The 12,785-nt window shown below is 60.4% G+C and carries 14 protein-coding genes; 6 read left to right on the forward strand and 8 right to left on the reverse strand.

Features of this window, described 5'->3' with window-relative positions; translation table 11 throughout:
• Window positions 1–95: 95 nt before the first annotated feature.
• Together G3M62_RS23075 and G3M62_RS23080 are read right to left on the reverse strand one after the other, a co-directional pair.
• The gene (locus G3M62_RS23075; RefSeq protein ID WP_165190882.1) at window positions 96–1,523 is read right to left on the reverse strand and encodes a Shedu immune nuclease family protein; all 1,428 of its coding nucleotides are present in this window, start codon (window positions 1,521–1,523) and stop codon (window positions 96–98) included.
• An 88-nt stretch (window positions 1,524–1,611) separates the two neighbouring features.
• Entirely contained in the window at window positions 1,612–3,075 is a 1,464-nt protein-coding gene (locus G3M62_RS23080; protein WP_165190883.1) for a HEPN domain-containing protein, read from the reverse strand.
• 209 nt (window positions 3,076–3,284) lie between these two features.
• On the opposite strand from G3M62_RS23080, the gene G3M62_RS23085 reads away from it, so the two are divergent.
• Window positions 3,285–4,205, forward strand: coding sequence for a hypothetical protein (locus tag G3M62_RS23085; RefSeq protein WP_165190884.1), 921 nt, complete (start codon window positions 3,285–3,287; stop codon window positions 4,203–4,205).
• A 203-nt stretch (window positions 4,206–4,408) separates the two neighbouring features.
• Entirely contained in the window at window positions 4,409–5,728 is a 1,320-nt protein-coding gene (locus G3M62_RS23090) for a hypothetical protein (protein ID WP_165190885.1), read from the forward strand.
• 29 nt (window positions 5,729–5,757) lie between these two features.
• Here the strand turns inward: G3M62_RS23090 and G3M62_RS23095 are convergent, their stop codons facing one another.
• The 5 genes from G3M62_RS23095 to G3M62_RS23115 all read right to left on the reverse strand — a co-directional run bounded on the left by G3M62_RS23095 (window position 5,758) and on the right by G3M62_RS23115 (window position 10,343).
• Window positions 5,758–6,954: a Shedu immune nuclease family protein gene (locus tag G3M62_RS23095; protein ID WP_165190886.1), complete on the reverse strand. Its 1,197-nt coding sequence runs from the start codon at window positions 6,952–6,954 to the stop codon at window positions 5,758–5,760.
• An 8-nt stretch (window positions 6,955–6,962) separates the two neighbouring features.
• Entirely contained in the window at window positions 6,963–7,766 is an 804-nt protein-coding gene (locus tag G3M62_RS23100) for a hypothetical protein (protein WP_165190887.1), read from the reverse strand.
• Window positions 7,767–8,630 carry a DUF4417 domain-containing protein gene (locus tag G3M62_RS23105; RefSeq protein ID WP_165190888.1) on the reverse strand — a complete coding sequence of 288 codons (864 nt, stop codon included), beginning with the start codon at window positions 8,628–8,630 and terminating at the stop codon, window positions 7,767–7,769.
• A gap of 624 nt (window positions 8,631–9,254) precedes the next feature.
• Window positions 9,255–9,818, reverse strand: a complete 564-nt coding sequence (locus G3M62_RS23110) for a Fic family protein (protein ID WP_165190889.1) — start codon at window positions 9,816–9,818, stop codon at window positions 9,255–9,257.
• Window positions 9,819–10,100: 282 nt separating this feature from the next.
• On the reverse strand, window positions 10,101–10,343 hold the full coding sequence (locus G3M62_RS23115) for a hypothetical protein (protein WP_165190890.1): 243 nt from the start codon (window positions 10,341–10,343) through the stop codon (window positions 10,101–10,103).
• Window positions 10,344–10,492: 149 nt separating this feature from the next.
• Between G3M62_RS23115 and G3M62_RS23120 the strand changes: the two genes are divergently transcribed.
• Window positions 10,493–10,681 carry a hypothetical protein gene (locus tag G3M62_RS23120; RefSeq protein ID WP_165190891.1) on the forward strand — a complete coding sequence of 63 codons (189 nt, stop codon included), beginning with the start codon at window positions 10,493–10,495 and terminating at the stop codon, window positions 10,679–10,681.
• A gap of 249 nt (window positions 10,682–10,930) precedes the next feature.
• Entirely contained in the window at window positions 10,931–11,575 is a 645-nt protein-coding gene (locus G3M62_RS23125) for a hypothetical protein (protein ID WP_165190892.1), read from the forward strand.
• A gap of 17 nt (window positions 11,576–11,592) precedes the next feature.
• Here G3M62_RS23125 and G3M62_RS23130 read toward each other — a convergent pair whose 3' ends face one another.
• Entirely contained in the window at window positions 11,593–11,823 is a 231-nt protein-coding gene (locus G3M62_RS23130) for a helix-turn-helix domain-containing protein (RefSeq protein ID WP_165190893.1), read from the reverse strand.
• Between the two features lie 138 nt (window positions 11,824–11,961).
• Between G3M62_RS23130 and G3M62_RS23135 the strand changes: the two genes are divergently transcribed.
• Entirely contained in the window at window positions 11,962–12,477 is a 516-nt protein-coding gene (locus G3M62_RS23135) for a hypothetical protein (RefSeq protein WP_165190894.1), read from the forward strand.
• An 84-nt stretch (window positions 12,478–12,561) separates the two neighbouring features.
• Window positions 12,562–12,780 carry a hypothetical protein gene (locus G3M62_RS23140; protein WP_165183851.1) on the forward strand — a complete coding sequence of 73 codons (219 nt, stop codon included), beginning with the start codon at window positions 12,562–12,564 and terminating at the stop codon, window positions 12,778–12,780.
• Window positions 12,781–12,785: the final 5 nt, after the last annotated feature.

Below are 12,785 nucleotides of genomic sequence, written 5' to 3' on the forward strand. Positions count from 1 at the left end.
GCTACGCCTACCCAGTAGCCCTCTGAGCCACGATTTCCACCGTAGCTGTGCGGAACGGAGGTTGGCCTCAGAAAGAGGCCGAAGTTCGAGGCGCGCTAAAACGGAGCCTCGCCGTCTGGTCGCAGCGGCTCTCCCGCGCCGGACCCCAGCGCCGCGTGAATTTCTTCGAGCCGGGCTAGAAGCTCGTCGAACGTCAGCACGGTAACCCCGACCATGGCACTACGAAGGAGCTCAAACGACTTCTGGCGAGCTCGTTCGTCGGGCGTCCGGCCCGCGACCATGATGCAGCGTATGCCATAGTCATGGATATCCGGGCGCTGGCTCTCCTCCTTCAGCAGCGGAAGCTCGCGCTGCAGCTTCAGCCGCTGGTCGAGGACTTGAGCGATCGTGCCGCTCAACTCACCCGAAGCGGCATAGACATCGTCTCCGCGATACGGCGACGCCGCGAGAAGGTCGGTCCCGGGCTTCTTGATCTCCACAATCGCGAGATTTCCAGTGGAGGCCGAGGCGCACAAGAAGTCGGCGACCTTCCCGCCGCGCCCGTTCAATCGTTTACCTCCAGCATAGGCCTGGCCCTGAACAATCAGGGCCGGCACCGCGAAGGCAAGGCTGAGGATGAAAGGGTTTTGCATCAGGAAGGCTTGCCAGCGGCCCTCAGGCAGCCCTTTTCCCAGCATCTCCTTGAAGCGGTCGATCAGCTGTTGAAGCGTGACCTGCTCGATGTCGCTTTTGAGCGATAGCAGCGCGTCAGTGTCCGACTGCGCCAACGCTTGCAGGTTCGATCGCACTAGGCCGACGGCCGCGCGCCGATCTCGCTTCGAGAGGGAGACCAGGTCGCGTCCACCACTCGTCGCGTCGGCAATGGCGTCCGCGCGAAGCGCTTTTGTGAGACGCGGGAAGCGCTGCGGGTCCGCAGCGTGAAGCAGCGCATGGTAGGCTTCTTGACCCTTGTCGCGGCGGGAGTCGCGCTGATGCCGCGCGCTGATCCGATTGATCTCTCTTCGCAACTCGTGGAAGCGGTTAATGCCTAGCTCGAAGAACGGCGGATTGATCCTCGCATCGTTACCGTGATGGATGATCAGCCGGTTGAACTGGTCGTGCCCCCGGAACGCCTCTGTGATCGCACGATACTCCCACAACAAGCCCAGGCCCTGGCGGAAGTCCTTAGCGAAGCCGTTTGGAAGCAGCTCTAGCAGGCCTTCCACATCCTCTTGGTTCTCAGGTCTGGGGAAGACTGTGTCGACGCGGCGGGTCACGGCGATCGCCTGCAATCCCTCGTACTTCGGGCCAAGATAGCCCTCGCTGTCAGTACGGACGTTGAGCGGAAAGATCAGCAGGATGTCCGGCTTCACATTGAGAAGCCGTTCGGCCGGAAAGGGCGCAGCGCGCTGGTCCGGCGGCGTGTCGGTGAAGAAAATGTCGACGCTGAAGCCGTCCTCCGCCTCAACAGGTTCGATCAATAAGAACGGGCCGCCGTCAGCTCGTTCGCGTTGGTTGAAGACGGATGGGCGCACGGAGGGCATGCGCGCAATCTGCCGCCAACTCTACCGAAGCGAAAGATGGCGCTGCTTCAAATGGCAACCTAGAGGACCGCTCAACGAGGAGAGCACGTCATATCGAGGGCGTCGCGATAGCTGGTGGGGCGGGCTCGTTGTCGCCGAGTATCTGCCGGATCGGATCGGCCATCTTATGCGTCAGCTTGTCGAGTTGCTCGGCGACGTGGCAAAAGCAATGGGCGAACGCGGCCTGCGCGCGTTCGAGATCGGCCTCTTTGGTGTTCATGCCGGTATGCACGATCTCGCCGCGCGCTATGTAGATGGTGCGGATGCTCGCGATATAGGCCGGAGCCCCCCTAACCCCGCGCAGGCAGATGGCGATCCGCCGGCTCAGCCGTTCGAGCACGCCTTTCGCATAGTGATCAGTCAACAAAGTCTCAAAAGCCACCGCCAGGGCGACGATGCTCTCGGCATCACTAGTTCGAGCACCGAACGATTGCCGATACCAATCAAGCGCGGTGACCAATCGATGATAGACGCGCTGATCGACGGCGGACTTACTCGTCATGCTGATGTGATGCAGATACCCACTCTCGACGGCCTGGGCCGCCGCCAGGAGGCGCTGACGCCAACGCTTGGCGGCCGAGCCAGCCATCACATGAGTGTCCAAGTCGACCGACAGGTCGACAAGGCGGGTCAGATCGAACGCCCCAACATTCATCGGAATGCGTCGTAGGTCCAGGTAGCGTTGGTCGGCGGCAGGTGCCTCCCCGACAAGGTAGTGCCTGATGTCCAGAGTCTGCCGACTGCCCTCGAACTTCGTTGAATGACGAGGCCTAGGATTATCGTCGGTTGCCACGCTGCGATCTCGCTTTTCGGTGATCAGGGCGGACAGCATCGTAACCACCGAAGAGGCCATCCGGACCTTGAGCGTGTAGATGAACTGGTTCTCGTAATAAGCGCCGGTATGGGAGGCGATCCGCACGATCATGAGCGGGTTATCTGTCAGCCAGCCCTTGCCCATCGTCACATGGCTATGCCGCAGATCGGAGAGCGAGACCTTTTTCTCGATGCCGAGCAGTCCGGCCAGCTTGTTGATCCGCTTGCGGGCGGTTTCAAGACTGCTCGTCTGGGCTGTGAGCGCAAAGCCGCCCTTGCGGAACACGGCATACGGGCGCTGACCACCGTCCTTCGGCCCGAAGATCGGCACGTCAAAGCCTAGTCCAGTAAGCGGATAGATCAGTAGCCCCGAAACACCGGCCTGGGTCTCGGCAAGCTGCGCGATCGTGCGTTTGAGGATACCGGCCTCACCGGTCGTGGCAGCCCGAAGGACGAAGTTGTCGAGGACGGAAATCCCTAGAAAGATTTCGTTCCGCCAAAGGGTGCGCGCTAGCGCTGCCCTCAGCCTGAGGATGTGATGGCAGATGGCCTTTTCATCGTCAGGGTCGAGCTCGTCATCCGTTACGAGGTCATCCATCGTCGCGTAGTGTGCGAGTTTGTTGTGCCTTGCGATCAAAGCAGCCTCGGACTCGCGAAGCTTCTTCGTCAGGGGGACTTCAATATCCGAGAGCGTCGTCATTCCTGCTGAGCATCACCAAGGCCACAAACCTTGGCTATTGAACCCGGACTTAACGCCATGCAACCACTGGCAGGCGCGACCAACGCCCTCACGCGTCGAAGTCGAGGAGGCGAGCCAGCCGCCGGCGTGCGCGCGGGCAGCCGCCTAAGAACTTGAAACCCAAGCGCGACCGAGCTTCACTGTGGTTGCATTGGAAACAAGGAGCCAAGATGGGCGCGCTGTCGCAGTTCTTCCAGCCACCCCTCTACTGGCAGCAGTTCGAAGAGTTGACGGTCGGGCTGCTAAGGGAAGCCTACGGCTCTCCGGACGCGAAGATCTACGGTCGACCCGGGCAGGCGCAGCATGGTGTCGACGTTTATGGAAAGTCCCGCTACGGCCTAGTGGGCATCCAATGCAAACGCCTTTCCGACGTGGACGAGAACGGCAATCCGTACCCAGGCGGTCCCATCAGCAAAAGCTTCCTCATGAAGGCAGCCAAGGAGTCGCTCGCCTTTCCGCAAGAGCTCGGCATCTGGATTTTGGCCACGACTGCGCGGCGCGACACCCGTGTCCAGGGCTATGTCGACCAGCTGAACGCCCTGTGGAAGGCCCAAGGCCTCGAGCGCATTGCCATCGTCTGGTCGTGGGACGAGTGTATCTCATACCTCAACTCCTTCCCGGACCTGCAGCGCTGGTACTACGAGCACGTCATCCAAGTCCGCGCCTCTAAGGACCTGGACGAGATCATCCTTCACACCATCGCCATGGCCTTTGGTCGCCCAGCTTTCCAAGTCCCGATACACGCCGAATCCCCGGGCGAATTCATCCAGGCCCTGAAGGACACGCAGAAGGCCCTGCGGACCGGCGAGCTCGTCGACCGCGAAAGCAGGCAAGTCATTCGCAAGGCGATCGGCGGCTTTCGAGAAGTCGACGACCCAAGCCTTCGCTCAGGACTGCAGGGCGTCGACGAGTTGCTCGGCGAGCTCAGGTCCAGGCTCGAGACGGGGCTTCACGACGGATCGATCCGGATCGATCAATACCGCTTCCATTTTACGGACCATGGCCTTGCGCACCAATTGGCCCGCTTGCGCGATAGCAGCCGCCACGCGCTAGACGTCGTGCTGGCGCAGGCCAAACTCCCGCCGGTCTAGGAGTCGAAGCGCGGCACAAGGGCCGACATGTTCGACATCAAGACCAACGATGTGCGAGGCCATAGGCCATTCTTGGCCTGAGAGCCGGGCTTCTTCACCATGGTTTCCGCATCTTCGACCGGTGCCTCGGCAGGGGTTGGTACGGCTGCCTGTTGATGCGCTTGGAGATTTGTGTCGTCCCTACGGGCGAACTTAGGTGCGCCATGACCAATAAACACGAGCGTTGCCCGTTAGCCGCCGTAGATCAGCGGTTGGAGGACCTTCACCGTCAATGGCACCAGGCGGAAGCTGCATACTTTGATCCCGACGCTTTTCGCGTCGCTATTCAAACAGCCATTCAAACACTCCGGACAGTAACCTTTATTCTGCAAAGTAATAAAGCCATTATACCGAATTTTGATTGTTGGTACGAAGATTGGCAGGAGAAATTTAGAGTCGATCCACTGATGACGTGGATGAAGGACGCTCGCAATAAAATTGAGAAGCAGGGCGATCTCGAAGCCAAAAGCTTTGTGAGGGCCGAAATTATCGCTTCTTATCTGAACGAAGGACCCAAAGTCGAGGTGCCTGCTAAGTTGTGGGACGCCCCAATCCAGCTTGTAAAGAGCATCCCCGCAGATGCGATGGGCGCACATGTGCGAAAGAACGGCGTCGTGAGAATTCAGCGGCGCTGGATTGAAAACACTCTGCCGGAACATGAGCTGCTAGATGCGGTCGCGACCGCCTATGGACGTCTTTCCGAGTTGGTCGCGGATGCTCACGCGCAAGTCGGGCTACCGACCGGGCCAATAGTCAATAAGGAGACTGGAGAAGAATATCCCCCAGATCTAAGAGCCGGCCGCCTACCTTGTATGATTGGACACGCGGACGCTCGGACCCAAGACGTCTGGCTAGCCACTGATATTCCGATCGAATTCGAAGTTGTCGAGAAGAAAGTTAAAGTAAGCGATCTGAAAGAGGCCGGGCCGCGCTTGGAAAAGCGGTACGACGTTCGCGCCAATGAGATGTATGCAGAAAGTGGCAAGACGGCTGATCATCTAAGAACGCTCTTCGCGACCGCGCGGAAGATGTTCGAGAAAGATGGCTATCACATCACCATCGCTTTCCTATTACGTGATGGGAAGCCGGTTCATTTTCGAGAGCTTCGCCCCGGAGAACATGGGCACAAGTACCTGATGATGCGGTCGCTTGCTCATCAAGTTGTCTCGTTAGGAGCGGACGCGGCCATCATAATGGGTGAGACTTGGTCTGCGCCAGCGGACCCCAACAAACCCTACCAGCGCGCCGCGGACAGCCCGGACAGAAGCGAGCTGCTAGTTGCCACGCTAGTCACCAGAACAGGTGAACCGGTCCAGCTATCAGCAAAAATTCAGCGTGAAGGGAAGTTGGTCAAACTCGATCCAACCGAAGAAGAAGTCGGCGGAGCGCATTTCCTCTTCGCGCCCATTTACGAGGCCTGGGGGCGCGATATCCCCGATGACTGGATGAAGATGGGCGAGATGGCGGCCGGCGACAAAGTTTAGTTGGGCACCAGGGGGCCCAACGTTGCAGCCTAGACGCTCCTTAAGGCATCTCCGGGATGACTAGCTACAGGGTGATCGACGATGAACCTTGCTCGGGCCAATAGCTCGTCAAACGTGATAATCTCCGGAGAGCGCAACTCGCGCCGGAACATCTCGAACGAACGGAATTTCGCCTGATTAACACCGTGTTCGCTCTGGAATTCACCGAGCTGACCGATAACCAGAAATGACTTGGGCTGGACATTGAATAGGAGCTCGCCGGTCGGATCGCCATCCGTGTCGCTAACGGTGATTGCCCGAGACAGGCGGTCAACAGTATCGGCCACCGTAGTCTGAACCTGCGCTACGCCGCCGCTCAATTCCTTCGAGACTGCCCAAGCTCCCGAGCGATACGGTTTGCCTTGGTCGAGCAGATCCGAATCGTGACGCTTGATCTCTACAAAGCAAAGCGAGCTGATGATCCCGCGCGTCTTCATTAGCGCGTCTATACGCTTTCCAGCACCAGATAGGTCGGCCCCGCGAACTGTTTGCTCAAGCCGCTTTTCGTCGAGCCCAGATAGGAACTGATAGGTCAGTCCATACCCGAATATCCACGTATTCTCTTCGAAGAAGGCCTGCCAGGTGGCCTCCGGGGTCGTTCGATAGTGAGCTTGCTCGGCAGCGAATGCGCTCGGGTCGCTCAGCATCCGCTCGAATCTATCTAGTTGGCGACGTCGATATCCCACGGCCACGAGATCGCGCTGGAGGTCTTCACGCTCCGCTAGCGCGACGAACAGGTCTTGGTTCGTGCTGAAGATTTGATGAGCCTGGGCGGCATCAAGCACGACGGTTCGTACAGCATCGCGAGAACGCTTTCCTTTACCATCGCCGCCAAAATCGATGGTCTTCACACCCGCCATAAATTCCAGAAGCGCGTCGATCTCTCGGCCTAGGAAGGTGAAATACACCTTGTCGCTGGGACCAGAAGCCGGGGTGAACTTCTGAATCGTGAGCGTCTGGATGTCTCGGTCGTCCTCAAGGATCGTCGCCTTGATCTCCACGCGCCCTCCCGGAGTTGCGCGAAGTAGGATTTCATTTTTGACCTTGGCGAACCGCAGCGCGCCCGCCGTTTCGACGACGCTGGAAAGGATGCGCAGCGGCTCTCCGACCGTCGGCATAATGCGCCTGGAAAAGTAGGTCGTATTCGTCTGCTTGTTGAAGTGGATGTCCCGCTCAGCGTCGTCCATCGTTCCCCTCAGGCCGCTTCGGCGTGGCAGGTCACAGAAACAAAGAAGCCGCGCAGGGTAGGCCGCTCGGAAATTCGCGCCGTCATGAGAGTTGGCGAAGCTCCGTCGATCTCAAGGGCGGCATTGCCAGATCGGAAGCGGAGTATCGCGCGCCTATTCGCCAAGCCGACGAACAGAGGCCGAAACCCGAAACCGCGCCCAGCCTGAAATCCAAAGCGGGATGCGCCCTCCGTCAGTGTCAGGCGCAGCGCGTCTCCGTGACTTTTAAGGTCGCGATACTCGGCCGCAGATGAAAGCGAAGCCAGAACTCCCATGCCTCGATCAGCGACGACGAACTCGAAAATGCCCGTGCGCGAATGGAAGAGTGCAATTCCCGTTTCGGCAGCGCCTGAATGTTCCTCGAAATTGCTCCGGATTTCGCCGAGCGCCGCAACCATCTCGGCCGCCCAGGCGCTCGGCAGGCCGGCCTCTATCGCCGCACTTTTGGCCTGTCGTGCGAACTGGTGCCAAGGCGCTATGTCGTTGTCGTAGACCCCCCGGAGGAGCCCTGTTTTGCCGCCTTCCGAGGCCCAAGCAGATTTGTCGGCTCGCAAAGCGGCCGCCAGTTCTCCTTGGCTTCCGGTGCTAATCCAACGATTGGCAACGTCGCGAGGTAATAGACCCTCGTTGATCAGATGGTACGCCTCAAGGAATGGGCCCATTGCGTTCGCGCAGTACTTCCTATCGCCTGTCGGCGATGCGGGAAGGCGCATGCGCTCAGCAGCAAGACCCAGGTCATCGACAACCTTGAAGCTCAGCGATGCCGTCTCCATTCAGGCCGCAGCCTTCCGCGCGGCAATTCGAGGCGTCATCATTTGCCCGACCACTTTCGCCATGGCTTCGGCGTTGCGCTCGAAAAGATCATCCAGCTTTTCGTCCGGGAGCGTCGGCGCAGCTTCCCATCGAACCCATCGGTTGCCATGTGGAACAGCGAGTTGCCGTTTCATGGACTTCATGAACGACGTGGTGTCCAAGAACACGACGCTTTCATAGGCCTCGCTAAGCGCCTCCAGTACATCGAGGCCGCTACGTACGATCAGGGTCAGCGGACGCCCCGCGCCTCTGGCAATCTGCCGAAGCCCCTCGGCGTGCTTCTGGATTCGTTCAGCTCTGCCGGCACCTGTGGCGAACTCGTAGGCTAGGTGCGTGATCTCCGGCCTGGCAGCTACGAACTCGGTCCACCTCTCGAAATCCCGATCAGTTCGTCCGTTCACGTGCAGCGCGCAAGGAAGCCCCAAGCGCTGGAATTCCGCTTGGACTATGGCGATCCGCTTCATTGAGTGGAGATCGTCCCATCTTGGGGTATTCGCAAACAAGCTGTAGTTCGGGGCAGTAACGAGCCCCACGCCCAGGCCAATCAGCGTCCGAATAATCTCAGCTCGACGGGCCTCGCCATACGACCACCACCGCTCTAGCGGCGGATCTTGGTCGGTTCCGGTCAGAATAATTTGGGTGGTCGCGCCCAGAGAATACTCTCGCCTCAGCTCAGCTTCGTCTGCGAATTTGGGTGCCCCATCCTTCTTGTTGAGAATGCGATAGAGCGACAGCGCGACTGCATCGGCCGCGAACACGCGTTCTCTGGCCTTGCCGTGGAACAATACGGGAATTACGGCGGGCAGTTGCGGGGCGGGTTTCACGGGTGCCCGCTCAACGCCGTCCAGCTTGAACCCCGAGATCTCCCGAACTCGAGACGCGAAGTCATGTGCTTTCTTGGGGCAAACTACCGAGCAGCTCGATGGCTTCCCGCAGCAATTATCCAGGCAATCGAACATCGAGCCGGCCGTGCGAAGCCCTCCGCAATCCTCGAAGCTTGGGCAGCTAAAGCAGCCCAAGCTTGGAGTGAGCTGGGGGGTATCCCACAGTTTCGCTTCGCGGCGACGGGTTCTGGCGTTGCGGGCGTTTTCAGTCGGGCTCAGCACAGCGTGACCCCCACTGTTTCCGAGATTTGGTGAACTTCCTGAACTGTGGCCGTGGCGACGCCGCACGAGTCCGAAATAGCCTGCAGAACATCCGGGGGTGCATTCGTGATGTTCGCTACGACGGTGAGGCCGTTTCTAAGGGTGACGTTTGGACCGTCTCGATAAGCGCAGAGCTCTTGCCCCTCGGAGATCACAGATCCACGGGCTACGTCGGCAACGTAGCTGGGCCTGTTCTCCGTTGGTGCCCTTGAGAAAAGGTCAGCTTGCGCAAGGTTGGCGCGCGCGAGATCTAGATGCTTTTCAAAGCTGCGCGCTGCCTTGCGAACAAAATCTACGCCCACGCTACACTCCTTTGAATAAGGTTCGGTACCGCTTTCCACGTCCGCTTGAAATTTCAAAGACAACACCAGCGCTCGATAGCGCTGATAGTCTATTGTTCCACGCGGTTTGCTTTACGCCCTCAGATTCTCCAAATTCTCGGAACAGCTCACCTGCATCTGTCTCGCCCTTGGACATCACGAGATCGAAAGCGAACTTTTGCTTGGGATCTAGCGTGCCAAGTAAGCGAACGTCGCTTACGGCCCCGTCCGCCGCGAACTGGCAGGAAATAAAAACCTCACCCATGAAATCGAGGAGGGTGAGAAGCTCTTCAACTACCAGATTCTGACCGTTGGCCAAAACCGGATAGTAATTGGGAAATGACGATCTCAGTGAGGTGCGAAACGCAACTACGCCCTCGCGCAGGAAGCTGGCAGTAGCAGCCTCCACTCCTGCAAAATCGAGAAAGATAATTGTGGGCTCCTGCGGAGACGATCCCACTGCGTCGATCATCGTGCGAAGGAGCACGCGACCATTGTTAGCGCCGGCACAAATTTCGCCCGCCAATTTCGCAATGTCGAACTTCATTGGGCGACCCTCACATGACTCACGTGAGGAATATGAGGTTGGTCGCGCCGGTGTGCAAGCGTGGCCGTGGAATTTTCTTCGTAACCAAAGGCGGGCGGCTACCGGGCAACGGGCGACAGCGACGGCAAGATAAAAGCACCGGGACCTGGCGGTCCCATGGTGTTGATGGTGCTGGAGAATTTCCGGGACCGTAGGGTTCGGCCCGGCCCGCGCCGGACGACTTTCTGCAATGTTTCAAGCGCTTGATAGGGACCAAGCGCCATCACGCACCCAATTTCGCGGTTACAGCTGCCTGCGACGGATCAAGCGTGAACGTTGGCGGATTTCCTCGGGATCGGCGTCCGCCGGCAACGTCTCGGCTGCCTGGGCCAGGCTGAGAAGAACCCTCTCAAGCACCAGGCGCGCGCCTGGATCTAGGCGGGCGGCGAAGGCGGAAACGGCGCGTGCCGCCGCCACCGTGACCTCAGGGTCGTCATGATCGGACGCCGTGGCCCGGCACAGCCGCGCGATAGCTTCATCAGGCAATGGACGCCCCCATCCAACAGCACTTCAGCTCAGCACTGTTCTGTCCTGACGCGCTCAATGACATGGGGCCGAACGGGCTGCTGAGCGTCAAGGGTGACAGCGCGCCGCCCTGGCGCGATTGTCGTGCCGCAGGTTAGTCGGAGGACACCATGAGTAGGACGAAGGATCAGTGGCTCGCCGAGACCGGCGGCTTCCGTCTGGGCGAGTCTGCCGCCCAGTTCCAAGCCCGCGTCGCCGAGGTCCAGGCGATCCGCAGCAAGCCGGCTCTCTCGGCGGCCGACATCGAGCGCCTGGCCGAACTGGCGGGGCTCGACGGCGACGCCGACGACGATCTCTAGGCTCTTTCAGCGCCCGGAGACATCACGCCCTGGAGCGCTTGGTGGAACGAGGGCCGGACGGGATGGTGAGCGTCAAGGGTGGCGCCTACGGCGCCATCGCGGAGCGACGGCGAAGCCGCCCTTGACCCTCACCATCCCGCCCGGCAGAGGCTCTCCAAGCGCTTCAGGGCGAGCACCGACCTTTCAGGTCTTGGCTCCTATAGGCGCCCCTGACTGCTAGGGTTTGCCCACACCCAAGGGAGGGGCGGCATGATCGGACAGCTGATTCATTGGTGGACCAACCCGGGAGGCATCCTTTCCTGGGTCGAAGCGAACCAGGGACTGGTGTCTGTCCTATCGATCGCCGCCGCCTGGCTCATGGTCGTGCATCAGCAGAAGGCTGCCCTCCTCGCTGAGGCCCGGAGCAACGAGCGGGCGCGCTTGGCGAAGGAAGAGGGGGCGCGCGAAGAACGCGAAGCTGCCTTGGATAGAAAACTTCAGCAGATCGGCGAGTTCGCGATTGCTGCACGCGGCGTTCTGCTGGACATCGTCAACAGGCTTCACGCCGAGCAACCGCTGACGCGGGCGCTAATGGTCGATGGCTTGACGATGAGCCTGACGCCGGAGACGACCGTCGTTCTCAGGGCCAGTGCCGATACCCTAGCCGCGCTCATTAGCGCCTCACACCTAACGCCGGGGATGGTTCGCCGCGTACGGGACTCGATCGCCGTCATGCTGGAGATCGAGGCCACGAATGCATTTTCCGCGTCCGACTTCGAGGCCGTTTACGAGACGTGGATCGATAAGCTGCACAAACTGGTCGAGCAGATTTCGGACGAAGAGCGCGCATTGATGTACCAGCTTCGCCCGCCGCCTCCGCCTCTGCCAGCACCGCTTCCTGATCAGCAGTTCTAAGGGCGCGACTTTGCGGCCTACGACCGTAGGCGAACACCCGGGCCGCCACCGGCGTCGGTGCTGATGAAGATCACGCCACCTTCTTCCAGCGCGAGCTGGAGTCGGTTCAAATTGGCGGCAAGGATCCCTCCGCGCCCAGTTTCAAAGCGGAGGATCGTCGAATCCGCCACGCCAGACCGTTCAGCGAGCTCTCGCACGCTGATGCCAAGCGCGGCACGCGCCATCCGAATTTGCGGGGCGGCAATCATCGTGACTGAAATTCCACCTTGAGTGAACGAATTTCGTTGACTTGATCGGCGAAATTCGTTCTAGTTTAGGGGTAATCCCATCAAACACCACCGATCTTCGTGCAGATCGGACCGAGCGCTCGCGCCGGGAGCCCCACCATGCCGAAAGAACAGGCCCGTCCCTCGCCCGTCTCCCGCCGCAGCGTTCTTAGCGCCGCTGCATCCGCCCCCGCCGTCGGAGTGGCGAACAGTCCTTGCTCGCGCGGCAGGGACGACCTCGCGGCCCGCTGTACGGCCTGGCTGGCCCTCGACCTAGAGATCGACCGCCTGTGCCTGCGCTGGTCGCAATTGGAGACCCAGGCCGTCCGTGAGTTCGGTTGGTTCAACCTCGGCCACGCTGAGCGTCAAGCCCTGCCCATGGTCCCAGAAATGGCGGCCATCGACACGCGCCTAGAGACGCTGTTCGAGGCCCGCCAACAGGGCTTGGCGGGCCTCCGCAGGATCAAGCCCACCGACATCCACGGCGCCGCCAGCAAGCTGGTCGTGGCCTCCCGTGTCAGCCAGTACGAAGGCGGGGAGGTGCACGATTTCATCGTCGAGGGCATCAAGGCCCTGTCGGCCATGACTTGCCCGGCCTGCGGAGCGCCCTATGCGCCGCCCTCAAGCCGGTCCTGAGGGCATTCCGCCTCTCGCCTGCCTTTCGTTCGCCCACGGCGTCGGCGCTGTTGATCTAGACGTGATCGGGATCACCGTGGCCGGATGGCCCGCCATCCCCGCCCGTTCGGCCCTCTGCCGGATCACATCTTCCGCCTCCGCGAAGAGCCACCCGCCGCGCCGTTGGAGGCGCGCACGTTCGATATCCCGATCAACGTCACCGACGACTGGCCCGAGTTCGTGCCCGTCACCGACCGCGAGGCGCGGATCATCGAGGCCTTCTTCGCCGATCTGCTCGACGAGCTGTTCGGCCCCATCCCCTGACATTG

It is taken from the genome of Caulobacter soli (assembly GCF_011045195.1).
Classification (GTDB): Bacteria; Pseudomonadota; Alphaproteobacteria; order Caulobacterales; family Caulobacteraceae; genus Caulobacter; species Caulobacter soli.